The sequence below is a fragment of the Streptomyces sp. NPDC032472 genome, assembly GCF_040636955.1.
Lineage (GTDB): Bacteria > Actinomycetota > Actinomycetes > Streptomycetales > Streptomycetaceae > Streptomyces.
The window spans coordinates 1-24,940 of record NZ_JBEZVK010000083.1; the positions used below are offsets into that span (position 1 = coordinate 1).

Annotated in this window: 25 protein-coding genes; 13 read left to right on the top strand and 12 right to left on the bottom strand. The window is 73.4% G+C overall.

All coding sequences use genetic code 11. The features are described 5' to 3' along the window. Positions 1 to 160: 160 nt before the first annotated feature. The 3 genes from AB0F11_RS32945 to AB0F11_RS32955 form a co-directional block, all read right to left on the bottom strand. On the bottom strand, positions 161 to 1,348 hold the full coding sequence (locus tag AB0F11_RS32945) for an MAB_1171c family putative transporter (RefSeq protein WP_362181781.1): 1,188 nt from the start codon (positions 1,346 to 1,348) through the stop codon (positions 161 to 163). Continuing rightward, positions 1,345 to 1,902 (bottom strand): toxin-antitoxin system, toxin component, encoded by a 558-nt coding sequence (locus AB0F11_RS32950; RefSeq protein ID WP_361910413.1) that lies wholly within the window; start codon positions 1,900 to 1,902, stop codon positions 1,345 to 1,347. Before AB0F11_RS32950 ends, AB0F11_RS32945 begins: the two co-directional genes overlap by 4 nt. A gap of 64 nt (positions 1,903 to 1,966) precedes the next feature. Further along, positions 1,967 to 2,635: a helix-turn-helix domain-containing protein gene (locus AB0F11_RS32955; RefSeq protein WP_362181784.1), complete on the bottom strand. Its 669-nt coding sequence runs from the start codon at positions 2,633 to 2,635 to the stop codon at positions 1,967 to 1,969. Positions 2,636 to 2,853: 218 nt separating this feature from the next. On the opposite strand from AB0F11_RS32955, the gene AB0F11_RS32960 reads away from it, so the two are divergent. The 3 genes from AB0F11_RS32960 (at position 2,854) to AB0F11_RS32970 (ending at position 7,485) form a co-directional block, all read left to right on the top strand. Next, entirely contained in the window at positions 2,854 to 3,840 is a 987-nt protein-coding gene (locus tag AB0F11_RS32960) for a helix-turn-helix domain-containing protein (protein WP_362181787.1), read from the top strand. A gap of 132 nt (positions 3,841 to 3,972) precedes the next feature. Continuing rightward, positions 3,973 to 5,352: a 6-phospho-beta-glucosidase gene (locus tag AB0F11_RS32965; protein ID WP_362181789.1), complete on the top strand. Its 1,380-nt coding sequence runs from the start codon at positions 3,973 to 3,975 to the stop codon at positions 5,350 to 5,352. A 36-nt stretch (positions 5,353 to 5,388) separates the two neighbouring features. Further along, a complete protein-coding gene (locus tag AB0F11_RS32970) occupies positions 5,389 to 7,485 on the top strand; it encodes an MDR family MFS transporter (protein ID WP_362181792.1) in 2,097 nt (698 codons plus the stop codon). 52 nt (positions 7,486 to 7,537) lie between these two features. Here the strand turns inward: AB0F11_RS32970 and AB0F11_RS32975 are convergent, their stop codons facing one another. Further along, on the bottom strand, positions 7,538 to 8,056 hold the full coding sequence (locus tag AB0F11_RS32975; protein WP_362181795.1) for an NUDIX domain-containing protein: 519 nt from the start codon (positions 8,054 to 8,056) through the stop codon (positions 7,538 to 7,540). Positions 8,057 to 8,199: 143 nt separating this feature from the next. Between AB0F11_RS32975 and AB0F11_RS32980 the strand changes: the two genes are divergently transcribed. After that, the gene (locus AB0F11_RS32980; RefSeq protein WP_362181798.1) at positions 8,200 to 9,216 is read left to right on the top strand and encodes an FAD-dependent oxidoreductase; all 1,017 of its coding nucleotides are present in this window, start codon (positions 8,200 to 8,202) and stop codon (positions 9,214 to 9,216) included. A 163-nt stretch (positions 9,217 to 9,379) separates the two neighbouring features. Continuing rightward, positions 9,380 to 10,771: an FAD-dependent oxidoreductase gene (locus AB0F11_RS32985; protein ID WP_362181801.1), complete on the top strand. Its 1,392-nt coding sequence runs from the start codon at positions 9,380 to 9,382 to the stop codon at positions 10,769 to 10,771. Positions 10,772 to 10,777: 6 nt separating this feature from the next. On the opposite strand, the gene AB0F11_RS32990 is transcribed toward AB0F11_RS32985, so the two are convergent. Further along, complete coding sequence (locus AB0F11_RS32990; RefSeq protein ID WP_362181804.1) at positions 10,778 to 11,845, bottom strand: ATP-dependent DNA ligase; 1,068 nt, start codon at positions 11,843 to 11,845, stop codon at positions 10,778 to 10,780. 75 nt (positions 11,846 to 11,920) lie between these two features. Here AB0F11_RS32990 and ligD point away from each other — a divergent pair, with 75 nt between their 5' ends. Beyond that, the gene (gene ligD / locus AB0F11_RS32995) at positions 11,921 to 13,021 is read left to right on the top strand and encodes a non-homologous end-joining DNA ligase (RefSeq protein WP_362181807.1); all 1,101 of its coding nucleotides are present in this window, start codon (positions 11,921 to 11,923) and stop codon (positions 13,019 to 13,021) included. 6 nt (positions 13,022 to 13,027) lie between these two features. Here ligD and AB0F11_RS33000 read toward each other — a convergent pair whose 3' ends face one another. Next, positions 13,028 to 13,621, bottom strand: a complete 594-nt coding sequence (locus AB0F11_RS33000; RefSeq protein ID WP_362181810.1) for a hypothetical protein — start codon at positions 13,619 to 13,621, stop codon at positions 13,028 to 13,030. A gap of 173 nt (positions 13,622 to 13,794) precedes the next feature. Here AB0F11_RS33000 and AB0F11_RS33005 point away from each other — a divergent pair, with 173 nt between their 5' ends. Genes AB0F11_RS33005 through AB0F11_RS33015 form a run of 3 tightly spaced genes read left to right on the top strand, consistent with a single transcriptional unit; the run spans position 13,795 to position 16,187 of the window. Then, entirely contained in the window at positions 13,795 to 14,727 is a 933-nt protein-coding gene (locus tag AB0F11_RS33005) for an alpha/beta hydrolase (RefSeq protein ID WP_362181813.1), read from the top strand. Further along, positions 14,724 to 15,830 carry an MFS transporter gene (locus AB0F11_RS33010; protein ID WP_362181816.1) on the top strand — a complete coding sequence of 369 codons (1,107 nt, stop codon included), beginning with the start codon at positions 14,724 to 14,726 and terminating at the stop codon, positions 15,828 to 15,830. The genes AB0F11_RS33005 and AB0F11_RS33010 overlap by 4 nt, the downstream gene beginning before the upstream one ends. A 33-nt stretch (positions 15,831 to 15,863) precedes the next feature. Further along, positions 15,864 to 16,187: an MFS transporter gene (locus tag AB0F11_RS33015; RefSeq protein ID WP_362181841.1), complete on the top strand. Its 324-nt coding sequence runs from the start codon at positions 15,864 to 15,866 to the stop codon at positions 16,185 to 16,187. On the opposite strand, the gene AB0F11_RS33020 is transcribed toward AB0F11_RS33015, so the two are convergent. Beyond that, positions 16,171 to 16,833 carry a TetR/AcrR family transcriptional regulator gene (locus AB0F11_RS33020; protein WP_362181818.1) on the bottom strand — a complete coding sequence of 221 codons (663 nt, stop codon included), beginning with the start codon at positions 16,831 to 16,833 and terminating at the stop codon, positions 16,171 to 16,173. The genes AB0F11_RS33015 and AB0F11_RS33020 overlap by 17 nt on opposite strands. A 100-nt stretch (positions 16,834 to 16,933) precedes the next feature. Between AB0F11_RS33020 and AB0F11_RS33025 the strand changes: the two genes are divergently transcribed. Together AB0F11_RS33025 and AB0F11_RS33030 are read left to right on the top strand one after the other, a co-directional pair. Then, on the top strand, positions 16,934 to 17,728 hold the full coding sequence (locus AB0F11_RS33025) for a VOC family protein (protein WP_362181821.1): 795 nt from the start codon (positions 16,934 to 16,936) through the stop codon (positions 17,726 to 17,728). Positions 17,729 to 17,791: 63 nt separating this feature from the next. Beyond that, on the top strand, positions 17,792 to 18,046 hold the full coding sequence (locus AB0F11_RS33030; protein WP_362181844.1) for a WhiB family transcriptional regulator: 255 nt from the start codon (positions 17,792 to 17,794) through the stop codon (positions 18,044 to 18,046). A gap of 92 nt (positions 18,047 to 18,138) precedes the next feature. Here the strand turns inward: AB0F11_RS33030 and AB0F11_RS33035 are convergent, their stop codons facing one another. After that, positions 18,139 to 19,110, bottom strand: coding sequence for an acyl-ACP desaturase (locus AB0F11_RS33035; protein ID WP_362181824.1), 972 nt, complete (start codon positions 19,108 to 19,110; stop codon positions 18,139 to 18,141). A 392-nt stretch (positions 19,111 to 19,502) separates the two neighbouring features. On the opposite strand from AB0F11_RS33035, the gene AB0F11_RS33040 reads away from it, so the two are divergent. Continuing rightward, positions 19,503 to 19,973 carry an ATP-binding protein gene (locus AB0F11_RS33040; protein WP_362181827.1) on the top strand — a complete coding sequence of 157 codons (471 nt, stop codon included), beginning with the start codon at positions 19,503 to 19,505 and terminating at the stop codon, positions 19,971 to 19,973. Positions 19,974 to 20,005: 32 nt separating this feature from the next. On the opposite strand, the gene AB0F11_RS33045 is transcribed toward AB0F11_RS33040, so the two are convergent. From AB0F11_RS33045 to AB0F11_RS33055, 3 genes are all read right to left on the bottom strand, one after another. Beyond that, positions 20,006 to 21,658 carry an ABC-F family ATP-binding cassette domain-containing protein gene (locus AB0F11_RS33045; RefSeq protein WP_362181830.1) on the bottom strand — a complete coding sequence of 551 codons (1,653 nt, stop codon included), beginning with the start codon at positions 21,656 to 21,658 and terminating at the stop codon, positions 20,006 to 20,008. A gap of 275 nt (positions 21,659 to 21,933) precedes the next feature. After that, positions 21,934 to 22,350, bottom strand: coding sequence for an SsgA family sporulation/cell division regulator (locus AB0F11_RS33050; protein WP_362181832.1), 417 nt, complete (start codon positions 22,348 to 22,350; stop codon positions 21,934 to 21,936). Between the two features lie 179 nt (positions 22,351 to 22,529). Next, positions 22,530 to 22,955: a (4Fe-4S)-binding protein gene (locus tag AB0F11_RS33055; RefSeq protein WP_362181835.1), complete on the bottom strand. Its 426-nt coding sequence runs from the start codon at positions 22,953 to 22,955 to the stop codon at positions 22,530 to 22,532. 83 nt (positions 22,956 to 23,038) lie between these two features. Here AB0F11_RS33055 and AB0F11_RS33060 point away from each other — a divergent pair, with 83 nt between their 5' ends. Continuing rightward, positions 23,039 to 24,121 carry an oxidoreductase gene (locus AB0F11_RS33060; protein ID WP_362181847.1) on the top strand — a complete coding sequence of 361 codons (1,083 nt, stop codon included), beginning with the start codon at positions 23,039 to 23,041 and terminating at the stop codon, positions 24,119 to 24,121. A gap of 14 nt (positions 24,122 to 24,135) precedes the next feature. Here AB0F11_RS33060 and AB0F11_RS33065 read toward each other — a convergent pair whose 3' ends face one another. Then, on the bottom strand, positions 24,136 to 24,663 hold the full coding sequence (locus AB0F11_RS33065; RefSeq protein WP_362181838.1) for a GNAT family N-acetyltransferase: 528 nt from the start codon (positions 24,661 to 24,663) through the stop codon (positions 24,136 to 24,138). Positions 24,664 to 24,940: the final 277 nt, after the last annotated feature.

A 24,940-nucleotide genomic window follows, 5' to 3' on the forward strand; every position in this document is an offset into this window, starting at 1 on the left:
GAGCGCCCTTGACGAGCCGGCGCGAACCGAAAGGACAATGGGCGGCCGGGACGCCCCCGGACACTCCCCGACCCCGCCCCACCGTGACCCCGCCCCTCAGCCCCCGTCCGACCATCCGGCCCCGTCCCGGGGGACGCTCCCCACCCCACCCCCCCACCCCTCACCCTCCCGCCCGCCCCGACAGCCTTGCCGTCTGCCGGAGGGCTTCCACCAGGGGGGACGTGCGCAGGGCGTGGGAGATGCGGAGGAGGTCTCGCGGGCCCTCCGGGGTGTCGGTCGGGTTCTCGTCGCTCGAGACGATGACCGCGCCGTCGGGGTCTGCCGTGCGGGCGCGGACCGCGGCCGTGAGCATGACCGCCTCGGCCACCGCGCGGGCCGTCTCCTCGTCCGAGCCGCTCGCGCGGGCCAGTTCGTACGCGCGGTCCCGGTGGCGTTCGTCGAAGTACGGGCCCAGCTGCAGGAACGCGTCGTGGATGTCCGACTCCCGCTGGATCATCCGCAGCTCGGGCGGCGACCACCACGGCATCCTCACGCACGGCGTGCCGCTCGGGGCGCACGGCTGCACCTCGGTCCACAGGGGGCCGAGGCGCCGGTACGTGGTCCACGTCTGCCAGGTGTCGGACAGCCGCTGGCACACCAGGGGCAGGACGAAGCCGATGGCGCTGATCAGGGCGCCGACCGAGGCGAGCGGCGGGGCCACGTATGTGCTCAGGTCGTCGAGGTCGTGGCCCATCCAGCGGGCGACCACCGCGGAGATCTTGGTGGCGTCGTAGCTGAGGTTGAAGACGTAGCCGATGACGATGATCATCAGGCCGGTCCGCAGCCAGCCGCGTACCTGGAGGGACCAGCGCCAGCACATCGCCACCATGACGACGGCGGCGACCAGGTGGGCCGTCAGGTAGAGGCCGATCATCACCTGGATGTAGGGCGTGCTGGCGTAGTACGTGTCGAAGTCGCGCAGCCGCTCGACCGGGGCCGCACCCAGGACGAACAGCACGACGAGGACGGCCGCGATCCCGCCGTAGCCGACGATCCAGCGGCGCGAGATGCGCCGGGTCTGCTCGGGCGGGCCGCCGCGCCAGTTCACTATCAGCACCAGGCAGGCGGCGCTGAACAGGGTGATGAGGCAGTAGACGAGGGGGGCGGAGAAGTTGCTGACGCCGGTCCAGCGGTTGACCGCCGCGATGGTGGGGGGCGCGGCGAAGGTGAAGACCGATCCGGCCAGGATCAACAGCGAGCAGACCGAGCGCAGCAGCGGGTCGCGCCAGTTGTTGCGCAGGGCCGGCAGCTTGAAGGCGAGTGCGACGCCCAGCGCGGCTGCCGGTATGTAGTAGTCCTGGCCGTTCAACGGTCGTTCCTGTGCCCCCGGTATCCGAGCGAGGCCTCGATGCGGCCTGCCAGCTGGTCGCGCTGTGCGGGTGCCCGGTGGCTCGCGGAGCCCGCGAGCCAGGTGCGGCAGCGGCTGCCGAGCAGCAGGCCGAAGGTTTCGGCCTCGGTTTCCTCCTGGACGTCCGCACGGGTGCGCGCGGCGACGCGGCGGACGGTTTCGCCGATGTCGGCCTCGTCGGACAGCAGTCGGGCGGCGACGGCGGCTCCGTCGACGTGGTGGCTGCAGTGGCCGGCCTTCATGTGCCACAGTTCGTGGCCCAGGATGACGAGTTGGTGGTCCGGTGCGGTGCGTTCCTCGATGACCACGAGATCGCGGTCAGCCATGTCGAGCCACAGGCCGCTGGCCGTCCCGGGCGGGAAGGAGGCCATCCGGAAGTCCACCCGGCGGCCGCGGTGTTTGCTCATGCCCTCGCAGAGGGCGGCGTAGAGGTCCGCGGGTTCCACTGGCGCGGGCAGCCGGAGGCCGGCCACCAGTTCGCCGCACAACCGGCGCTGCTCTCTGCCTATGCTCACCGTTCTCCCCGTCGGCGCGGATCCGGATCAGGACTCAAGGATCAGACCCAGACTCTCGACTGGGTCAGGATTCGTTCGGTTTGACGCTTTCGAGGAGCATGTCCAGCCATTCGGTCACCTTGTCGCGGTGCTTGTCACTGGGCAGTTGGGCGGCGCGCCAGGCGATGCCCCGGACGCCGTGGTTCTGCAGGAGTCTTGCCAGCGGGTCGCCGATCGAAGCCGCCGGGGCGGGTGCGGTTTCGCGCGAGCGGATCGCGTAGTCCTGGAGGAGCTGCTGCTCGGTGCGCAGGAGGGCGTCGGTGAGAGCGTCGGAGTCGTGGGCGGTGAGGAAGCCCGCATGGACGCCGAAGAAGCGCTGGATCGCGTCGCAGTGCTCCATGGTGGGCCGGCGGTCGCCGTTGATCAGGGCGCCGGCCTGCTGGCGGGACATGCCCGCGCCGTCGGCGATCTCCTGCTGGGTGTAGCGGCGGCCGTTGGGTTTCAGCCTGGTGCGCCGGAGCAGGTCGAGGCGCTGGAGGAAGCGGGCCTGCAGACAGGGTTCGCCGGCCGGCCGGCCGTCCAGCAGGCTCTTGACCACGTCGGCGGGCACACCGGAGGCCTCGGAGAGGCGGCGCAGGTCGAAGACCTTGTTCAGGTCGCGGCCCATTTTGCCCGCGAGTTCTGCGACGCGCGTGACGGTGGCTGCCAGGGACGGGTTGGCCACCGCGACGGGAGCCGGGAAGCCGTCTGTCACCAGTGGTTCTCCTAGATCGCGGCGAGTCGGTACGGGCACATGGTCGGCTTTTGGAATCTAGCCGTTCCGCCGCCGCAGGGCCAGAACTTGCCACAGCTGTGGCGGGAATGAGCTGTCAAGAGGCTGGAATTGCCACGATAGTTGACACTCGAATGAAGTCGGTAGCAGGATCGCCAGAGGAAATTGAAGATCCAGACCGTGAGGAGGGGGAGCTCTCGGTGCTACATCTCGCAGCGGTGGGCCCGTCCGATGGCCTCGCCCGAGCCGGTGAGGAGTGCCTGGCGGGCGAGGAGTCCGCACGCGGCGCAGTGCGGTCGGAGCGGCGCAAGGAGATTTTGCGCCAGCGCCGCGAGGAGCTGGGCCTGAGCCAGGAGGACCTCGCCGCGCGCCTGCGCATCAGTGTGCGTGCGTACGGGAACTGGGAACGCGGTCTGGTCAAGGAGTGGACCGACCGCAAGCTGCTCGCCCTGGCCGAGGCCCTGGAGATGAGCGAGCGTCAGTGCTTCTGGCTGTTCCGCGTCATGGTCGACCGGGACCCCCCGCCGACCTGGCGGGCGGCCGAGGAGAACCGGCTGCCCGAGGACCCGGCCCAGCGCGACTACCTGTGCGACTACGCCGCCCTCATGGAGGCCGTGCCCCACCCCAGCTTCCTCGTCGACCACCGCTGGGACGTGGCGCTCACCAACTCGGCGTTCGACAAGCTCTTCCAGTCGGTGCGCCCGCACCCGACGGCCCTTCCCGACGACAACTTCCTGCGCTTCGTGCTGTTCCACCCGGACGCGGCGGCCGTGCTGGAGGACCACGAGCCGGCCTGGTGCGTTCCGCTGCTGGCCCAGTTCGCGGCCGCGCTGGAGGCCGCCCCGGACGACGAGGCGCTGACCAGCATCCGCCAGGAGGTGGCCCGCGACCCCTTCATGGAGGCGGCCTACCGCTACGGGGTGCCGCACTGGCTCGCCACGCACGGGGCCGAGGCCGCCGAGCGTGACGGCGCGGTGCGCACGGTGCGCCACTGGGACCCGGCGACGGGGCTCGTCCGCTGCCGCCTGGTGGCCGAATCGAGCCGTATGCTCGACGCGATGGGGCTCACCCGGATCACCATGATCCTGTCGGCGCCGCAGGGCGCCGCGGCAGGACCGGTCGGCGGCGCGGGCGCCCCGCGCCACCAGGGCCCCCGGCTGCGCGCCGTGCCGGCGCTGGAGGACTGAGCACCCCTGCGGCCCGGCAGGGGACACTGGAGCCCTCACTCGTGTGCCGGAACACCGGATGGCACGGATCGTGGCACGGATCGTGGCACCGGCCGTGGCACCGGCCCGGCACGGACGAAGGGCGGTAGGAGCGTGCGGCTGACCATCCTCGGCGGGGGCGGATTCCGGGTACCGCTCGTGTACGGGGCGCTGCTCGGCGACCGGGCCGAGGGCCGGGTGTCCCACGTGACGCTGTACGACGAGGACCGCGCCCGGCTCACGGCCATGGCCCGGGTCCTCGCGGACCAGGCGGCGGCAGCCGAACGGAAGCCGAACACGGACGCAGCGGCCGTGCCCGCCCCGGCCGTGGACGTCACCCCCGATCTCGACGAGGCCCTGCGCGGCGCCGACTTCGTCTTCTCCGCCGTCCGCGTCGGCGGCCTCGAAGGGCGCGCCGCCGACGAGCGGGTCGCTCTGGCCGAGGGAGTGCTGGGCCAGGAGACGGTGGGCGCGGGCGGGATCGCGTACGGCCTGCGGACCGTGCCCGTGGCGCGGGAGATCGCCCGCGCCGTGGCCCGGGCGGCCCCCGAGGCGTGGGTCATCAACTTCACCAACCCCGCCGGCCTGGTCACCGAGGCCATGGCGGAGGTGCTCGGCGACCGGGTGATCGGCATCTGCGACTCCCCGGTCGGCCTCGGCCGCCGCGTCGCCCGGCTGCTGGGCGCCCGCCCGCAGGACGCGTGGATCGACTACGTCGGCCTCAACCACCTGGGCTGGCTGCGGGGTCTGCACATCGGCGGCCGCGACCGGCTGCCCCACCTGCTGGCCGACACCACGATGCTGGAGTCCTTCGAGGAGGGCCGGCTCTTCGGCGCCGACTGGCTGCGCTCGCTCGGCGCGATCCCGAACGAGTACCTGCACTACTACTACTTCAACCGTGACACCGTACGGGCCTATACGGAGGCCGAGCAGACCCGCGGGGCGTTCCTGCGCGACCAGCAGCGCGGCTTCTACGCCGAGGCCGGCCGCGCCGGACTGCCCGCCGGCGCGGCCCTGGCCGCCTGGGACCGGACCCGGGCCGAGCGCGAGGCCACGTACATGGCCGAGAACCGCGAGGCGGCCGGCGCTGGCGAGCGGGACGACAGCGACCTGGAGTCCGGCGGCTACGAGAAGGTCGCCCTCGCCCTGATGCGGGCCATCGCCCGCGACGAGCGCACCACGCTCATCCTGAACGTCCGCAACCGCTCCACGCTGTCCGTGCTCGACGCCGAGGCGGTCATCGAGGTGCCCAGCCTCGTCGACGCCAACGGCGCCCACCCGGTGGCGGTCGACCCGCTGCCCCTGCACGCGGCCGGCCTGGTGACCTCCGTCAAGGCGGCCGAGCGCGAGGTCCTCGCGGCCGCGGCGAGCGGCTCGCGCGCCGATGCCGTGAAGGCCTTCGCGCTGCACCCGCTGGTCGACTCCGTCGCGGTGGCCCGGCGCCTGCTGGATGCGTACGCCGCGGAGCACCCGCGCCTGGCCTACCTGCGCTGATCCCCGCCCGGCCTCGCCCGGACGGCCCAGCGCCGCATGCGCCGCGGCGGCGGCCCTGTGAGAGTGCGTGATGTGACCACTGCTCCCGCGGCCGCCGCGGCGCTGCCCCAGCTGGACCTGCGGCGGCGCAATGTCATCTTCGGGACGATCATGCTGGGCGTGCTGCTCGCGGCGCTCGACCAGACGATCGTGGGCACCGCTCTGCCCACGATTGTGGCGGACCTCGGCGGCGGCGACCACATGTCCTGGGTCGTCACGTCCTATCTGCTCGCCGAGACCATCTCCACCGCCCTGGTGGGCAAGTTCGGCGACCTCTTCGGCCGCAAACTCGTCTTCCAGATCTCGGCGATCGTCTTCATCTCCGGTTCGTTCCTGTGCGGCCTGGCCGGGAACATGACGCTGCTCATCGTCTGGCGCGGGGTGCAGGGCGTGGGCGCCGGCGGCCTGATGGTCACCGCCATGGCACTGATCGCCGACGTCGTGCCACTGCGCGAACGCGGCAAGTACCAGGGCGCGATCGGCGCCGTCTTCGGCGTCGCTACCGTCATCGGCCCCCTCCTCGGCGGGATCTTCACCGACCAGCTGAGCTGGCGCTGGGCCTTCTACGTCAACGTGCCCATCGCGATCCTCGTGGTGGTGGCCGCCGCCCGCACCATCCCCGTGGTAAGGGCCGAGGGCCGGCCCCGAATCGACTACCTGGGGATCGCCCTCGTCGCCGTCGGCTCCGGCGCGGTGGTCCTGGCCACCAGCTGGGGTGGCAACGAGTACGCGTGGAGCTCGCCGACCATCATCGCCCTGTTCGCGGGCGGCGCCGCGGCCCTCGCCCTGTTCTGCGTGGCCGAGAGGCGCGCGGCCGAACCGATGCTGCCGATGCGGCTGTTCGCCAACCCCGTCTTCACGGTCTGCTCGGTGCTCAGCTTCATCGTCGGCTTCGCCATGCTCGGCGCCATGACGTTCCTGCCGACGTACCTGCAGTACGTGGACGGCGACTCGGCCACCTGGTCCGGCGTCCGCACCCTGCCCCTGGTCTTCGGCCTGCTGCTCTGCTCGATCTTCAGCGGCAGCGTCACCGGCAGGACCGGCCGCTACCGGATCTTCCCGATCGTCGGCAACCTCGTCATGGCCGTCGGGCTCTACCTGATGTCCCGCATGCAGCCGGGCACCAATGCCTGGCTGGAATCCCTCTACATGTTCGTGCTCGGCATGGGCATCGGCCTGAGCATGCAGGTGCTGACGATTGCCGTGCAGAACACCGTCGAATACGCCGACCTCGGCACCGCCACCTCCGGCGTCACCTTCTTCCGTACGCTCGGCAGCTCGTTCGGCACGGCGGTCTTCGGCACCATCTACGCCAACAGCCTCGGCCCGCGGCTGGACCAGGCCGTCCGGGAGGCGGCCCGCGCCACGGGAGCCGACCCCGCTCGGCTCGGGGCCGCCGCGCAGAGCCCCAAGGGGGTCCACGCACTCCCGCCGGACCAGGCCCCGTACATCATCGACGCCTACGCGGACGCCCTGCACACCGTGTTCCTGTGGACGGTGCCGGTCGCCCTCACCGGGTTCGTCGTCGCGCTCTTCCTCAAGCAGGTCACCCTGCGCGACACCGCCCGCGCCGGATCCACGGACATGGGCGACGGGTTCGGCTCCCCGGTCACCGCCTCCGGAGACTCGGCCAAGCTGCTGGAGCTGGCCGTCGGCAAACTCGTCCGGAACATGGGGGCCGAAACGGCCCGGCAGCTCGTGCACGGCTCGGACACCCGGCTGGACATCGCCGGGGCGTGGGCCGTGATGCAGGTCGAGCTGGCGACCCGCACGATCGGCTACGCGAGCCTCGGACTCGTCGCCTCCCGCCGACACCTGCCCCCCGAGGTCCTGCTGCCCGTCTTCGAGCGCATGGTCGACGAGGGCTATCTGACCCGCGACGGCAACTTCCTGGCGCTGACCCCGGCAGGGGAGCGGGAGGCCGCCGTCATCTCGGCAGCGTGGGCCCGCTGGCTGGGCGACGAGCTGGAGAAGGACCGCGGCCGTCCGGGCGGCGCCGAACTGCGCGCGGCGGCCGACGCGATCGCCAAGCGGCTCCTGGCGGAGGACCTGCGCGAGGGCACGTTCGCGCCCAGGGCCACGGCCGGGGTGTAGCCGGGACGCGGGCGCGGCCGGGGATGTGGCCGGGACGGCGGCTCTCTGCCGGTTACTCCTTGCTGCCGGTCGCCGGGCCTTCGGGCGCCGTCAGATAGTCGTACGAGGGCACGGGCGGCAGGGTCGGCGTGAGCTCCGGGCGCCACGTGCGCAGCACCGCGGCCGACGGCGCGTACAGGTCGGACGGGATGTCGGCCGGTGCGAACCACTGCCAGCGGAGGATCTTGTGCGGTTCGGTGACCTTGGGCGTGCCCTCGGCCGAGGTGGTCACCGCGGCCGCCGTCAGCCGGGTCAGCCCGGACTTCGCGTCGATCTGGACGCCGAGGATCCGGACGTCCGCCGGGGCCACCCGCAGATCCGTTTCCTCGCCGAGCTCCCGGGCCGCGGCCTGCTCGAAGCCCTCCCCGGGATCGACCTTGCCGCCGGGCAGCTCCCAGCGGCCGTCGTGCGCCTGGCCGAGGAGCACCCGTCCCTCGGCATCGGAGACGACGAGCCCGACGCCGACGACGGCATGGGGCTGCGGGACGGCCCGCTCGGGGCGCTCGGACGGTGCAGGCGGCATGGGGGTCATGCGGGAGTTCCTCTTCCCTCGTCGCGGTCGGCCGGCGGGGCCGGCGCGGACACGGGCCATTTTGCCGGTTCGGCAACGGCGTTCGGGGCCCGGCGGCCCGCGGGCCGACCCTCACCCGTACGGACGATGGTAAGGACGACGGTATGAGCGACGCGATGAACGACACCTCGGAACGCCCCTTCGACGTGGTGGTCGTGGGCGGCGGGGCCGCCGGACTCGCCGGGGCCCTGACCCTGGCCCGCGCCCGCCGTTCGGTCCTCGTGCTCGACTCCGGCAGCCCGCGCAACGCCCCCGCCACGCACCTGCACGGCTACCTGGGCCGCGACGGGGCCGCGCCGGCGGAGCTGCTCGCCACCGGGCGGGCGGAAGTGGCGGCGTACGGCGGCCGGATCCGCTCCGGCGCGGCCGGCACGGCCCTCGCCGCCGACCGCACGGCCGACGGCGCCTTCCTGGTGCGGTGCGCGGACGGCTCGGCGGTGCGGGCCCGCCGGCTGCTGCTCGCCACCGGGGTCGTGGACGAACTGCCCGAGGTGCCGGGGCTGCGGGAGCACTGGGGGCGCTCCGTGCTGAACTGCCCGTACTGCCACGGCTGGGAGGTCCGGGACCAGCCGCTCGCCGTGCTGGCCACCGGTCCGCTCGCCGTGTACCAGGCGCAGCTGTGGCGGAACTGGAGCGACCGGGTGACGCTGCTGACCCACACGTGGCGGCTCACCGAGGGGGACCGGGAGCTGCTCGCGGCCCTGGGCGTGGCGGTGGTGGAGGGCGAGGTGACCGGCCTGGCGGCCGGCGGCGGGGACGGCGGGCCGTGCGTGGTGCGGCTCGCGGGCGGCGGGGCCGTGGAGTGCCGGGCGCTGGTGGTGGCGCCGCGGTTCACCGCGCGCGCCGGGGTGGCAGCGAGCCTGGGGCTGCCCGTGGTGGCCGTCGCGCGCGACGGCGTGGCGGTCGGCACGTGCCTGGAGTCGGATCCGGCCACCGGGGCGACTGCCCTGCCGGGGGTGTGGGCCGCGGGGAACGTGACGAGCCCGACGGACCAGCTGCCCGCCGCGGCCGCGGCGGGCGCCCGTGCCGCGGTGGCGATCAACGCCGGGCTCGTCGAGGAGGGGGCGCGGCGGGCGCTGGAGGCCTACCGCGCGTGGGGCGGTCGGGGCGGGCGGCCGTAAGGCACTCGGACCGCGCTCGGACGGGTGTGCGGGTTTCGGCCGGGGTCTCGCCGCGCAGGCTCTGAGCGGTCCGGCGGGCTTACCGGGTACGGGGCGGGGCCGGGACCGGGACCGGGGCCGGATTCCGGGTTCCGGGGGATCACGGGGATCAGGGGGCGCGCACATGGCACACGTGCTGGTCATCGGCGGGGGAGTGGGCGGGCTCGCGACCGCGCTGCTCACGGCGCGGCACGGGCACACCGTCGAGCTGTTCGAGCGCGACACGCGCGCCCCGGGTACGGCCCTCGACCGCGACTTCTTCGGCTGGCACCGGCCGGGCGTCCCGCAGGCGACCCAGCCGCACGCCCTCCTCGGCGCGGCCCGCACCCTCCTGCGGGACGAACTGCCCGACGTGTACGCGGAGATGCTCCGGCTCGGCGCCCGCGAACGCCACGAGCTCGACTGGTTCGACGTACGGCCGCCCGCCCAGCCGGGCGACGAGAGCCTCGTGATGCTCCTGGCCCGCCGCATCGTGCTGGAGAGCGCGCTGGCCACGGCGCTGCGCGGCGAGCCGGGAGCCGTCCTGCGCCACGGGGAGCCGGTGACGGGGCTGCTGACCGATCCGGGGTCGGATCCGGTCCGCGTCACCGGGGTGGCCACGCAGCACGGCTCCTACCCGGGCGACCTCGTCGTGGACGCGGGCGGGCGGCGCGGCGGCGTCGAGCGGTGGCTGGCCGCGGCGGGCTGCCGGCCGCCGGTCGTCGAACGGCACCGCACGGGGCTGGCGTACTTCTGCCGCTGGTACCGGCTGCCCGACGGAATGGAGGAGGGGCCGCGCCGGCCGTGGACGGTGACCGGCGGGGCCTTCGCCGGGTGCGCCGTCTTCCCCGCCGACAACCGGGTGTTCGCCGTGATGCTGTTCGTCCACACCCGCGACGGCACCCGTGCGGCGCTGCGCGATCCCGAGGTCTTCGAGAGGGCCGCCCGCGCCTTCCCGCCCGGCGCCGCCTGGCTGGACCTGGGCGCCGAGCCGCTGTCCGGGGTCCTCGCGACGGCCGGCCTGGACAACCGGTGGAGCGCCCCGGTCGACGAGCGCGGACCGGTGGTGGCCGGGCTCGTGCCCGTCGGCGATGCGATCACCCACACCAATCCCACGCTGGGGCAGGGCACCTCGCTCGCCCTGTGGGCCGCGCTCCGGGTGGCCCGTACGGTGCACCGTGAACCGGGCTCGGTGCGTTTCGCGGCCGACCACCACGCCTGGGCCGTGCGCACCCTGAAGCCGTGGTTCGACTTCCAGGTGGTCGCGGACGGTGCCATCGGGGAGCGGTTCGCGACGCGGGTCGCGCGGAGCGGGACCGCGCGGGAGGTGGCCGCGCTGTTCGACTGCGCGCTGGAGGACCCCGAGGTGATGCGGGCCAGGGCGCGGGTGCGGCATCTGGCCGAGCCGCCGGAGCGTGCCTACGCGGATCCGGCGATACGGGCCCGGGTGGCGCGGTGGCTGGAGGCGCGGCCCGACTACGTGCCGAACGCGGTGGGGCCCGACCGGGCGCAGTGGGAGAAGCTGACCGCGGGCTGAGCGGCTTCAGGCGGGCGTCCCGAGCACCTCGGCCAGGTCGTAGCCGACGACCTCCTCCAGCTGGGCGTACGTACAACTCTCGGGCACCCGGTCGGGCCGCCAGCGGCGGAACTGCGCGGTGTGGCGGAAGCGGTCGCCCTCCATGTGGTCGTAGGCGACCTCGCAGACGCGTTCGGGGCGCAGCGGCACCCAGGAGAGGTCCTTCTTGCCGGTCCAGCGGCTCTGCGCGCCGGGCAGGCGGGCGCTCTCATGGGCCGCTTCCTCGGCCCAGGCGGCCCAGGGGTGGCCCGCGGCGTCCGCCATGCGCAGCGGTTCGAGTTCCTCCACGAGTTCGGCCCGGCGCCGCATGGGGAAGGCGGCGCAGACGCCGACGTGCTGGAGCGCGCCGCGGGCGTCGTACAGGCCCAGGAGCAGCGATCCGACAATCGGACCGCTCTTGTGGAAACGGAAACCCGCGACGACGACGTCGGCCGTACGCTCGTGCTTGATCTTGAACATGACGCGGGCATCGGGCCGGTAGGGCAGATCGAGGGGTTTGGCGATCACCCCGTCGAGCCCGGCGCCCTCGAACTGGTCGAACCACTCCTGCGCAACGGCGGGGTCGGTGGTCGCGGGCGCGAGGTGGACGGGGGGCCGAGCGGTGGACAGGGCACGGGTGAGGGCGGTGCGGCGGTCGGCGAGCGGGGTGTTGAGGAGCGCCTCGTCGCCGAGGGCGAGCAGGTCGAAGGCGACGAAGCTGGCGGGGGTCGTCTCGGCCAGCAGTTTCACGCGCGAACCGGCCGGGTGGATCCGTTCGGTGAGCTGGTCGAAGTCCAGCCGCCCGCCGTTGACTACCACGATCTCGCCGTCGACGACGCAGCGGGCCGGCAGGTTGTCCTTCAGCGCGGCCACCAGCTCGGGGAAGTACCGGGTCAGGGTCTTGCCGGTGCGGCTGCCGATCTCCACCTCGCCGCCGTCGCGGTGGACGATGGCGCGGAAGCCGTCCCATTTGGCCTCGTACTGCATGCCCGGCGGGATCTTCGACACCGACTTGGCGAGCATCGGCTTCACGGGTGGCATCACGGGCAGATCCATGCCATCGATTCTGCGGCGGTATGCCCGGCTCCGCCCGGTATGCGAGCCGGGCCGGGCCCGCCTACCGTGGCGCACATGGGTGCATCCGGGAATGCGATCGAGCTGGACGCGGGCGGGCGAACGGTACGGCTGTCCAACCCGGACAAGGTGTACTTCCCGCAGCGGGGCCTCACGAAGCTGGACGTGGCGCAGTACTACCTGGCGGTCGCCGACGGCATCACGCGCGCCCTGCGCAACCGCCCCACGACCCTGGAGCGCTACCCCGACGGAGTGGAGGGCGAGTCCTTCTTCCAGAAGCGCGCCCCGAAGTCCCTGCCCGACTGGATCCCGACCGCCCACATCGCCTTCCCCAGCGGGCGCACGGCCGACGAGATCTGCCCGACCGAGCCGGCCGCCGTGCTGTGGGCCGCCAACCTGGGCTGCCTCACCTTCCACCCGTGGCCCGTGCGGCGCACCGACACCGACCGGCCGGACGAGCTGCGCATCGACCTCGACCCGCAGCCGGGCACCGACTACCGCCACGCGGTCGTCGCCGCCCACGAACTGCGCGACGTGCTCGAGGAGCTGGGCCTGCGCGGCTGGCCGAAGACCTCGGGCGGGCGAGGCCTGCACGTCTTCGTGCCGATCGAGCCGCGCTGGACCTTCACCGAGGTCCGGCGGTGCGCGATCGCGATCGGCCGGGAGCTGGAGGCCCGGATGCCGGGCAAGGTCACCACGAAGTGGTGGAAGGAGGAGCGCGGCGAGCGGATCTTCGTCGACTACAACCAGACCGCCCGCGACCGCACGATCGCCTCCGCCTACTCCGTACGCCCGCGGCCGCAGGCGCCGGTCTCCGCGCCCCTGCGCTGGGACGAGCTCGACTCCGCGGAGCCGCGCGACTTCGACATCACCACCATGCCCGCGCGGTACGCCGAGCTCGGCGACCTGCACGTGGACATGGACGAGCACGCCTTCGGCCTGGACGCCGCCCTGGAACTCGCCGAGCAGCAGGAGCGCGACCACGGTCTGGGGGACATGCCGTACCCGCCGGACTACCCGAAGATGCCGGGCGAGCCGAAGCGCGTCCAGCCGAGCCGCGCCAAGCAGACCGGGCGGGCCGAGCAGGGCGAGCAGGCCGGGCGGGCCGAGCAGGGCGAGCAGGCCGGGCAGGCCGAGGAAGGCGACGCCGGGGAGTGAGCGCGCTCAGACCTCGACGGGGTGCTCCGGGCGGGTCCAGAGGGTGAGGTCACTGCTGGTGGCGACGGCCAGGGTGCGACCGGACGGGGAGAAACCGGCAGCGCGCAGTTCCGAGTACTCGGAGTGGAAGACGTGCCACCAGGTGCCGCCCGCCGGTCCGCTGTGTGCTCCGCCGTCGGTGGAGAGGAGGACGCGGTCGTGGGGCCAGTCAGGGCTGACGACATCCACTGTCCAGCCGTCCGGGGTGGTGCTGTGCAGGCCGCCGCCGAAGAGGCCGGCGATGCGGATCTCGGTGCCTGTGACGGGGCCGAGTCCAGGGCAGGCGAGGTCTGGGTGGGCGTCGGGGGTGCTCGTGGCGGGGTCGGGATCCCGGTCGCGTGCGATCTTCTCGCCGGTGACTGCATCGAAGAGTCCGTGTCCGTCGCAGGACACGACCATGACGAGGTCGTGTCCGGTGTCAGGATGCACTGCGAAGCCGATACCGAGCAGGCCCCCGATGGGGGTCCCGCGGTCCAGGACCGGCAGCCAGGGCGCCGGGGCCGACATGACGGGGGCGGCGAGGTAGCGATCGCGTAGGCGCTGCTGGTGCTCCGTGATCAACCTGCCTCCTCGCTTCGGTTCCCGTTGAGGATCTCTTGCGCAGCGCGTCAAGTCGACCAGGGTCAGTGCTTCAGCCAAAAACAACACGAACGATCGTGCTAGCATCTCGGGCGTTCGGGGCCGGTGCCGTCCGGCCGCCCTTCGAGGAGATGCGGAGAACGGGCATGCACCCCATGGCTTCACTCCTGAGCACGACCCTCAACGCCACCGCCCGGCTCGCGCCGGGCCTTGTCGGACGGGCGGCGTTCGCGCTGTTCGTCCGGCCGCTGGGCCGCCCCGCGGTCCGTCCCGACGAGGCCGGCGTGATGGCCGGGGCCACCACCGGCCGGCTGACCGTCGAGGGCATACCCGTCACCACGTACCGCTGGGGGGAGGGCGGCAGACCCGTCCTGCTGGTCCACGGCTGGACCTCGCGCACCTCGCGCCTCGCCGGCTTCGTCACGGCGCTGCGGGCCGCGGGCCACAGCGTCGTCGCGTTCGACGCTCCGGGGCACGGCGCATCCGGCGGCCGGGCCACCAACCTGCGCCGTCAGCGGGCCATCATCCGCCGGCTGCACGCCGAGCACGGCGGCTTCTCCGCCGTCGTCGCCCACTCCTTCGGCGTGCTCTCCACCTTCTTCACCCTGCGCGAGGGCATTCCGGCGGAGCGGATCGTGGCCATCGGCGGCGTCGCCGACTTCGAGTACCTGCTCACGCAGTTCCGCCACACCATGCGTCTGCGGCCCGCCGTCGAACGCGCCCTGCGCGACCACGTCGAGCACCGGCTCTTCGCCGGCGAGCCCGGTATCCGGGACCGCTTCGACGCCCGCCTGCGGCCCGAGGAGATCCCGGCGCGGATCCTCCTCGTCCACGACGCGGACGACGATGTCGCCGCCCCCGAGCAGTCCCGCGGCATCGCGGCCGCCTACGGGGACCGGGCCCGGCTGATCGAGACGACCGGACTGGGCCACCGGCGCATCCTCGCCGACCCCGGCGTCATCGCCGCAGCCGTCGCCTTCCTGGGGGAGCAAACCCCCGAGCAGGACGCCCCACAGGCCGCCGCGCAGGCCGCCGCGCAGGGGTCGGCCGAGTCGTCGGCCGTGGCCCTTTCGGCGGTGGTCCGATGAGCGCCACCCGGTCCGGGGCCGCTTCCGACTCCGCCGGGGTCGCGCAGGACGCGCGGGACGCCCAGGACGCGGCCACCGGGCGGCGGATCCTGCTGCTCGCCTGCGCCGTCACCTTCCTCGCCTTCCTCGACGCCACCGTCGTCAACGTCGCCTTCCCCGACCTGCGGCGCGCCTTCCCTGAGGTGTCGCTGGCCCGCCTGACCTGGGTGGTCAGCGCCTACACCGTCGTGTTCGCAGCGCTGCTCGCCGCCGCCGGCCGCCTCGCCGACACGCTCGGCCGGCACGTCCTCTTCCTCGGCTCGGTCCTCGCCTTCACCGTCACCTCGCTCGCGGCGAGCCTGGCCCCGACCTCCGGCCTGCTGATCCTGGCCCGCGCCCTCCAGGGTGCTGCCGCCGCCGGCATGATCCCGGCCGCACTCGGCCTCGTCCTGGCGCACACCCCGCCCGCGCGGCGGGCCGCCGCCCTCGGGGCCTGGGGCGCGGCGGGCGGGCTCGCCGCCGCCGTCGGGCCCAGCCTCGGCGGCCTGCTCGTCGAGGTGTGGGACTGGCGGGCCATCTTCCTGATCAACGTGCCGCTCGGGCTGGGTGTGTGGTGGGCCGCCGCCCGGGCCGTGCCGCGCCGGGCGCCCGCGGTGCGCCGCCTGCCCGACCCCGTGGGCACCGCCGCGCTCACCCTCGGGATCGGCGGCCTCGTGGCCGGGCTGTCCCAGGGGCGCGACTGGGGCTGGACCGACCCCGCCGTGCTCGGGCTCGGCTTCGGCGGCGCCCTGCTCGCCGCCCTCGCCCTGCACCGCTCGCGCCGCCACCCCGCCCCGGCCGTCGACCGCGACCTGTGGCGCGACCCGGTCTTCGCCCGGGCCAACCTCGGGGCGCTGCTGTTCGGCGCCGCGATGTACGCGTGGCTGCTGATCGGGCCCTCGTACCTGATCGCCCGCTGGAACTACTCGGCCCTGGAGGCCGGTTTCGGGATCACGCCCGGCGCCGTCCTCGCCATGGGAGGTGCGCTCGCCGTCGGCCGCCGCGTGCCCGCCCGCCTGCAGTGGGCGGCCGTCACCGCCGGCTCACTGCTGTTTGCCGCCGGCGCCGGACTGCTGTGGGGGTGACTCGACGAGTCCACCGCGTACGCACAGGTCTTCCTGCCGGCCGGTCTGCTGGGCGGCCTCGGCATCGGCCTGGTGCTGACCGCGCTCTCCACGGCGGCCTCCGCCGCGCTGCCGCCCGAGCGGTTCGCCGCCGGCACCGGGCTCCTGATGACGGCCCGGCAGCTGGGCGGCGCGCTCGGCATCGCGGGCACGGCCGCCGTGCTGACCGGGAAGGGGGACAACTGGCGCGACGTCTTCCTGATGGCGGCACTCGCCTCGCTGGCCGCGGCGCTCGCCGGCTGCTCGATGCGGGTGCGCACCCCGAAGACCGCGAAGGGGGCGGAAAGCGGGGCGACCGGGGTCAGGCCGGGACGCTGACGGCCGGCGGCCGCTCGGGCAGCTCGCCCGGAGCGGCCGCCACCGCGCGCAGTCGGCCGAGGATGCCCCGGCCGGCCCGCTCGTAGCACGTCGGGTCGTCGTGCAGCAGGGAGTCCGAGTTGGCCAGCTCGATCAGCGCGATGACCTCGAACGTCAGCTGCGGCACGTCCACCGGCTCGGCGTCCTCGCGGAAAGCGCCGGCCAGGCCGGCCTCGCGCAGCTGCTGCTCCAGGTAGTGCGCCCAGTCGGCGCGGGCCCGGGCGATCTCGTCGCGTACGGGGCCGGGGCGCGAGTCGAACTCCGCGGCGGCCGAGTAGAAGAAGCACCCGCCGGGGAAGACCCGGTCCCCGGAATAGTCCATCCACCGCTCGCACAGCCGCCACACCTTCGCCAGGCCGGCCGGCTCCTCGTGCACGGGGGCCACGACCTGCCGGGAGAACACGGCCGCGGCGGCGCGGACGGTGGCGATCTGGAGCTCCTCCTTGGAGCCGAAGAGGGCGAACACGCCACTCTTGCTCAGCCCCAGGTCGGCGGCGATCCGGCCGAGGGACAGCCCTTCGAGGCCTTCGGTCGAGGCGAGGTCCATCGTCCGCGCCAGCACCGTCCGCCGGGTCTGGTTGCCGCGCTCCACGCGTCCGTCAGCCATGGCTCCATGTTACCGAACGCACGGTCGTACACCCTGTGGAGCGGGCCGCTGTCAGTGGCGGATGCCATGCTCGGAAGGGAGGACGGAAGGAGTACGGGCCATGCTCACGACGGACTACAAAAGCGGCGCTCCGAACTGGGTGGACCTGGGCACACCCGACACGGACGGCGCGGCCGCCTTCTACACCGGGCTGTTCGGCTGGGACTACCGGCCGGGCGGCGAGGAGGTCGGCGGGTACGGGGTGTTCCACCTGGGCGACAAGACGGTCGCGGGTGGTATGGCCGTCCCGGCCGAACAGGGACCCTCGGCCTGGACGGTGTACTTCCAGAGTCCCGACGCGGACGCCACCGCGGCTGCCGTGGCCAAGGCCGGCGGCGCCGTGGTGTTCGAGCCGATGGACGTCACGGACCTCGGGAGGATGGCGATCTTCACCGACCCGGCGGGCGTGGCGTTCGCGACCTGGCAGCCCCGGCGGAACAAGGGCCTGGACGCGGTGACCGAGGTCGGCTCGATGTGCTGGACCGAGCTGTACACGGGCGATGTGGCCGCGGCGGCGGAGTTCTACCGCTCCGTCTTCGACTGGGAGATAAACGAGATGCCGTTCGAGGGCGGCTCGTACACGATGGTCAAGCCCGCCGGCGCGCCGGACGAGGAGGCCTTCGGCGGCCTGGTCCCGATCGCGGCGGACCCGGTCGAGGACGCGGAACGCCCCTACTGGACCCCGTACTTCGAGGTCGTCGACTGCGACGCCACGGCGGCCAAGGCCGAGGAGACAGGCGGCAAGGTCCGGCTGACCCCGGTCTTCATGGAGGGCGTCGGCCGCTTCGCGAAGCTGGCGGACCCCTACGGGGCGAGGTTCGCCGTCATAGCCAGCGCCCCCGCAACAGGGCCGTGAACGCGTGTTGATCAGTCGTTGAGAAGACGTCCATCACGGGCGGCCAGGATCACCGGCATGTCGATGAACACCACCGCAACCGCCACCACCGCCGCCACGGCGGGCACCGCCTGGTACGAGCTCGCCCTCTGCGCCCAGACGGGCCCGGGCTTCTTCTTCCCGGAGCCGGGCTCGTCCCTGCGGGACGCGAAGCGGCTGTGCGGGGCGTGCGAGGGGCGCGTCGGCTGCCTGGAGTACGCCCTCGCCAACGACGAGCGGTTCGGGGTGTGGGGCGGGCTGTCCGAGGCCGAGCGCCAGGCCCTGCGCCCGCGCGGCTGAGCGTCGCGGGCATACCGGGCCCGGGCCGGGAGCCCGGGCCGGGAGCCGGAGCCGGACCCGGGCGGAGACGGGTGCAGGGGGACGAGGGCCGGTCAGCCCTTGCGGGCCGCCAGGCGGGCCGCGCGGGCGGCCAGGCGCTCGTCGAACTTGCGGGCCTCGGTGTCCAGCCCGTCCATGAACAGGCCCAGCTCGTCCTGCGCCTGCTGCCCCTCCGGGCCGAGGCCGTCGATGCTCATGATCTTCAGGAAGCGGATCACCGGGCTCAGCACGTCGTCGTGGTGGATGCGCAGGTTGTAGACCCCGCCGATGGCCATCTGCGCGGCCATCCGCTCGAAGCCGGGCATGCCGTGCCCCGGCATCCGGAAGTTCACGACGACATCGCGCACCGCCTGCATCGTCAGGTCGGGGGCGAGCTCGAAGGCCGCGCCCAGCAGGTTGCGGTAGAAGATCATGTGCAGGTTCTCGTCCTGCGCGATGCGGGCCAGCATGCGGTCGCAGACCGGGTCGCCGGACTGGTGGCCGGTGTTGCGGTGCGAGATGCGGGTCGCCAGCTCCTGGAAGGCCACGTACGCCACCGAGTGCAGCATGGAGTGCCGGTTGTCGGACTCGAAGCCCTCCGACATGTGCTGCATGCGGAACGCCTCGAGCTTGTCCGGGTCCACGGCGCGCGAGGCCAGCAGGTAGTCGCGCATCACGATGCCGTGGCGGCCCTCCTCGGCGGTCCAGCGGTGCACCCAGGTGCCCCAGGCGCCGTTGCGGCCGAACAGCGTCGCGATCTCGTGGTGGTAGCTGGGCAGGTTGTCCTCGGTCAGCAGGTTCACCACCAGGGCGATCTTGCCGATGTCGGTGACCTTGGACTGCTGCGGGTCCCAGGCCTCGCCGTCCTCGAAGAAGCCCGGGAAGTTCCGGCCGTCGCTCCACGGGACGTACTCGTGGGGCATCCAGTCCTTCGTGACCTTCAGGTGGCGGTTGAGCTCCTTCTCGACCACCTCTTCCAGCGCGTACAGCAGCTTGGCGTCGGTCCACGCCCGAGAGCTGCCGAGGTGGGGAGAGGTGATCGTCACGGGTGCTCCTGGGGACAAAGCGAATTACTTACGGTGCCGTAGCCTACGACCCCGTAGGTTAAGCGGACCGTGAGGGCCCGCCAAGCCCCTGCCGTTCATATGCCTGGTTACGTCCGGTTATCTGTGCAGTTGGTGGGCGTGCCCGCGGCAGATGCCGGGGGGAAAGTCACGCCGGGAGGTGGTCCGCCGCCGCCCGCCTTGACGTCGCAGAACGGCAGAGCCGGATCCGGGAATGACATGAGAAATCATCATGTCGTCGCACAAGCGGCAGCAGTGTGCCCCTGCCTGCGCTACGGTCGGTAGCGCACGTCTCACACGCGGCGAACCGCAGACGACCGGCCTCCCCCACGCGCCGCTTCCGACCCCTGCGCACCCAGAACTGGAGCAGCACGATGACGGGGACTCTCCGTGGCCTGCGGCCGGACCACGAGACTCGGCGGGTTCCGTACGAAGCCCAGAAGCTGAACTACTCCATGGCGCTGCCCGGCGGAGCCTGCGGCGCCGGCCGGGCCCGCGCTGCCCTGCGGCCGCTGCTGACCCGGCACGGCCTCGCCGACCTGAGCGACACCGCCGAGCTGGCGGCCTCCGAACTGGTCACCTGCGCCGACCGGTTCACCCCCGGCAAAGAGGTCATGCTCGGCATCCGCTGGCAGTTCGGCGCCCTGCGCGTCGTCCTCTACGACCAGCACCCCGCGCACTCCTCGCCCGAGGCGAGCGAGGAGTGCCGGGCTCGGCGCTGCCGCCGGATGTGGCTGCTGGCCGCCGCCGTCGAGGCCTGCGGCGGGGACTGGGGACTCACCCCCGTCCTGACCCCGGTGGGGGGCACCAAGGCCTGGGCGTTACTCCCGCCCCCGGCCCACTAGGCGGACACGCACCTGCGGGTCCCGGGCGAGCCTCATTCGGCGAGCCAGAGGGTCTCCCGTACCTCCTCGGCCGTGGTCGGGCGGACCTCCCCGTCGAGCAGCAGCCAGCGCGTGATCCCGAGCGACTCCAGGAACGGCACGTCGTGGCTCGCCACCAGCAGCGCACCCTCGTACGCGTCCAGCGCCCCCGAGAGCTGCCGCACGCTCGCCAGGTCCAGGTTGTTGGTCGGCTCGTCCAGCATCAGCAGCTGCGGAGCCGGCTCCGCCAGCAGCAGCGCCGCCAGCGCCGCCCGGAACCGCTCCCCGCCCGACAGCGTGCCGGCCGGCCGGTCCGCCCGGGCACCCCGGAACAGGAAGTGCGCGAGGCGCGCCCGGATCAGGTTGTTCGAGGCGTGCGGGGCGAACCGGGCCACGTTCTCCACCACCGACAGCTCCTCGTCGAGCACGTCGAGCCGCTGCGGCAGGAACCGCGCCGGCACGTGCCGGGCCACCTCGCCGGACTGCGGCTCGAGCAGCCCCGCGATCGTGCGCAGCAGGGTCGTCTTGCCCGACCCGTTGCGGCCCACCAGGGCGATCCGCTCCGGCCCGCGCACCTCCCACTCGCCCGGCACCCCGGCCCCGTGGGCCGTCGTCACACCGCTCAGGGTGAGCACCCGGCGCCCCGGCGGGACCTGGGTCGCCGGCAGCTCGATCCGGATCTCGTCGTCGTCCCGTACCGCCTCCACCGCGTGGTCCAGGCGCTCCTTCGCCTGCGCCAGCTTCTCGGTGTGCAGGATGCGGTGCTTGCCGGCGGACTCCTGCGCCGCCCGCTTGCGGGAGTTCATGACGATCTTCGGTTCGCGCTTGGAGTCGTACATCTTCTGGCCGTACCGCTTGCGCCGCGCCAGCTTCATGTGGGCGTCCGCCAACTCCCGCTTCTGGCGCTGTACGTCGGCCTCCGCGACCCGGACGAGCCGCTCGGCCGCCTCCTGCTCCGCGGCGAGCTGCTCCTCGTAGGCGCTGAAGTTGCCGCCGTACCAGCGGACTTCGCCGTCGTGCAGGTCGGCGATCTGGTCGACCCGTTCCAGCAGCTCCCGGTCGTGGCTGACCAGCAGCATCACCCCGGACCAGGACTCGACCGCCGCGTACAGGCGGCGCCGGGCCCGCAGGTCCAGGTTGTTCGTCGGCTCGTCCAGCAGCAGGACGTCGGGGCGGGCCAGCAGCAGGGCCGCCAGCCGCAGCAGGACGCCCTCACCGCCGGAGAGTTCCCCGACGGTTCGGTCCAGTCCGGCCCGCCCGATCCGGCCGAGGCCGACCTGTTCGAGGGTGGCCAGGGCCCGCTCCTCGACGTCCCAGTCGTCTCCGACGGCGGCGAAGTTCTCCTCGGTCGCCTCGCCCGCCTCGATGGCGTGCAGGGCGGCGCGGGTGGCGCGGATGCCGAGTGCCTCGTCCACCCGCAGGGCGGTGTCGAGGGTGACGTTCTGCGGCAGGTACCCCAGGGTGCCCGCCACGGCCAACTGGCCGTCCGAGGGCTGGAGTTCCCCGGTGATGAGCTTGAGGAGGGTGGACTTGCCGCTGCCGTTGAGTCCGATCAGGCCCGTACGTCCGGGGCCCACGGCCCAGTGGAACCCGTCGAAGACGGGGGTGCCGTCGGGCCAGTCGAAGGAGAGGGCGGTGCAGGTGATGAAAGAGGAAACGTTACTCATGGAGGCCTCCACGTTGCGTGAGTGTGCGTGCAACAGGGGGAGACAGCCGAGGACGACGCCAGAGAGTGGGGGCGCGTGGGCACGGGGGCGTGAGCGGCGTGGTGTTCGCGCTGCACGATCGACCCGGTGGGCGCGGTGGGGCCTTCGGTTGCGGCCTGCGTCGGTCGGTGTCTCGGACCTCAGAAGAGCAATGTCCTGCTCCGTTTCGGCGGGGATGGGGCGCCGACGAAGCTACGGGCGGCCGGAGCCGCCCGCAAGCGATTAATGCCGTGCCGTCAGTGGGGATCGCGCATCAGCTCGGCCAGGCTGTGGTCCATGTCGAGGTACAGGTGCTCCAGGCCCGGGGGGACGACCCCCGCGGCCCGCTCCAGGAACCGGTGCAGCTCGGCCGTCGCCATCAGGACGATCGCCACCCCCTCGGGCGCGTGGAACTCGATCGTGGTCCGGTCCGCGTCGTACGGCCGCACCCGCACGTCACCGTGGCCGGTAGGGCGGTCGAGGCCCGATTCCAGCAGCTCGCGGGCGAAGGTCCACGAGACCTCGACGCCCTCCAGGGTGGCGGGAGCGGGGAAGGCCATGCGCACGGCGAACGGATCCGCGCGGTCGTAACAGAGAGTGACGGGTGCGGTCTCCACCTTCGGTGCGGTGGCTACCAGACGTGCCTGCACGGCCTGCTCGATAACAGTGATCAAGGCTCGCTCCCTTGCGGCGGATCTGCAGCCGGGCGTGGGGTGAAACCCGGCAACCGGATAGACGCCGCAATCGGCAAATCCGTGCACGACCGATGACGTGAGTTGCGTCACCGATTGGCTGGAACGCGTCCGTTTGATCGCACAGAGTGACTATGGAGGGGGGTGCGGCCGAAGGCTCCTCAGTCCGCGCCGCAGGCTCCCGAGTGATCGCAGAACGGCTGATTCCCGCTCACTCCACAGGCGCAAAGGACGGCCCTCGTCTCGCTGCGGACCGTCCCGTCCGCGGTCGTCACCCGCAGCTCGCCGCGGACGACGAGCTGGCCGGCGGGAGACCGCACGACCGTGGTCGGCCGGTCCGGCGGCTCGGCCGACCCGTCGGTCGACCCCTCGGCCGGCCGGTACTGGAGCGCGCCCGACGGGCAGCGCCGGACCACCTCCGCGACCCGCTCCGGATCGGCTCCGTCCGGTTGCACCCAGGGGCGCTGCCCCGAGTCGAACACCTCGGGCAGGCCGCGTACGCACTCGGCGGCGTGCAGGCAGCGGCTCGTGTCGTACGTGACGGTGATCTGCTTGCCCCGGTAGGCCTTGGGCTGTGTAGGCGGCATGGGGCCACGGTAGGAACGCGGCGGCCGGGACGCACCCTGGACGGCGAATCCGGGGTGCATTAGCTTCCGGCGCCATGAGACTTCTGGGAGTTGGCGTGTTCGCGGCAGCCTTGGCGGTGGGTCTGCTGGCGGCCCCGGCGCAGGGGGACGACGGCGGTGCCGGGCGGGGATTACGGGGCGTGGGCTGGGCCCTCAAGGCGACCGGCAAGGACGCCCGCTTCCGCGGGCTCGCCGCGGTCAGCCGCAGCACGGCCTGGGTGGCCGGGTCCAAGGGCACGGTGCTGCGCACCGTGGACGGCGGCCGCAGCTGGCAGGACGTCTCCCCGCCGGGCGCGGCCGCGGACGGCCTGGAACTGCGCGACATCGAGGCGTTCGACGCGCGGCGCGCGGTCGCCCTCTCCATCGGGGAGGGCGAGGCCTCGCGGGTGCTGCGCACCGAGGACGGCGGCAGGACCTGGACTGAGGCGTACCGCAATCCCGATCCCCGGGCCTTCTACGACTGCCTGACCTTCTTCGACTCCCGCCACGGACTGGCGGTGAGCGACCCCGTGGACAGCAGGTTCCGCATCCTGTCGACCGACGACGGCGGCCGCAGCTGGCAGGTGCTGCCGGGCACGGGCATGCCCGAGGCGCTGCCCGGCGAGGCGGGCTTCGCGGCGAGCGGCCAGTGCCTGGTGAGCTCCGGGCCGCGCGACGCGTGGCTGGCCACCGGCGGCGGCCCGGTCGCCCGGATCCTGCACTCGGCGGACCGCGGCCGCACCTGGCAGGCCACCGAGTCCGGCATCCCGGCGGGCGACCCCGCCCGGGGAGTCTTCGCCCTCGCCTTCCGCGACCGTACGGCGGGCCTCGCGGTCGGCGGCGACTACCGCACCGGCCAGCCCTCCCCGCAGGCCGCCGCCGTCTCGGCCGACGCCGGCCGCAGCTGGAGCCCGGCCGCCACCCCGCCGCCCGCCTACCGCTCGGGGGCGGCCTGGCTCCCGCACACCGGCGCCCTGGCCGTGGCCCTCGCGGTGGGGCCCACCGGGACCGATGTCACCACCGACGGGGGACGCAGCTGGCGGGGGCTGGAGCCGGGCTCGTTCGACACGGTCGACTGCGCGGCCGACGGGGGCTGCTGGGCGGCGGGGGAGAAGGGGAGGGTCGGGCGGTTGGAGGTGCAGCGGTAGCTGGCTGGTGGTGATCAGCCGGCCGGGGTCGTGAACAGGTCCATGCCGGGGAAGTGGCCGGGGACGAAGCCCGCCGCCTTGTAGACGGGCTCGCCGGCGGAGCTGGCGTGCAGCTGGATGTAGTGGATCCCGTTGTCGTTCAGCCACGCGACGAGCCCGTCGACGATCCGCCGGGCGTGGCCCTGCCCGCGGGCGGCATCGTCGGTGACGATGCCGTCGAGGTAGCCGCGCCGTCCGTCGGTGTACTGGGGGCGGGGCAGGTGGTACGTCACCCAGGCCATCCCGCTGGCGACGAGGGGCTCTCCCGGTTCCCCACCGACGACGAGGCAGTGCACGTCGGAGCGCTCTTCGATCCGCTCGAGGAACCACCCCCGGGCAACGTCCCGCCAGGCGGCATCGTCACCCCCGGGCTCGACGCCGAGCGCAGCGAGCGCGACGGCCCGCAGCCGGATGAGCTCGGGAACGTCGCGGGGGGTGGCGGGGCGGGGGGGTATGGGGGCTGGGGGGTTGGGGGTGTGCGTGGGGGTGGGGGTGGGGTGCATGGGGGCTCCGGGGTGGGAGGTTGGGCGGTGGGGTGGGTGGGGTGGGGTGTGCCGGGTCGGCGGCGGTCCGTTGGCCGGGGGGCCGGAGGGGGAGCCCGCTCGGCGGCGCGCGGCTGCGGGGCAGAGGCGCGGCCGGCAGCGCACCCTGAAACAGGCCTGAGGGGCTGGGCGGTGCCGGGAGTGACGGGGTCACGGTGGACCGGGGTCGGAGGGTGCTCGGGGGCGTCCCGGCCGCCCATTGTCCTTTCGGTTCGCGCCGGCTCGTCAAGGGCGCTCC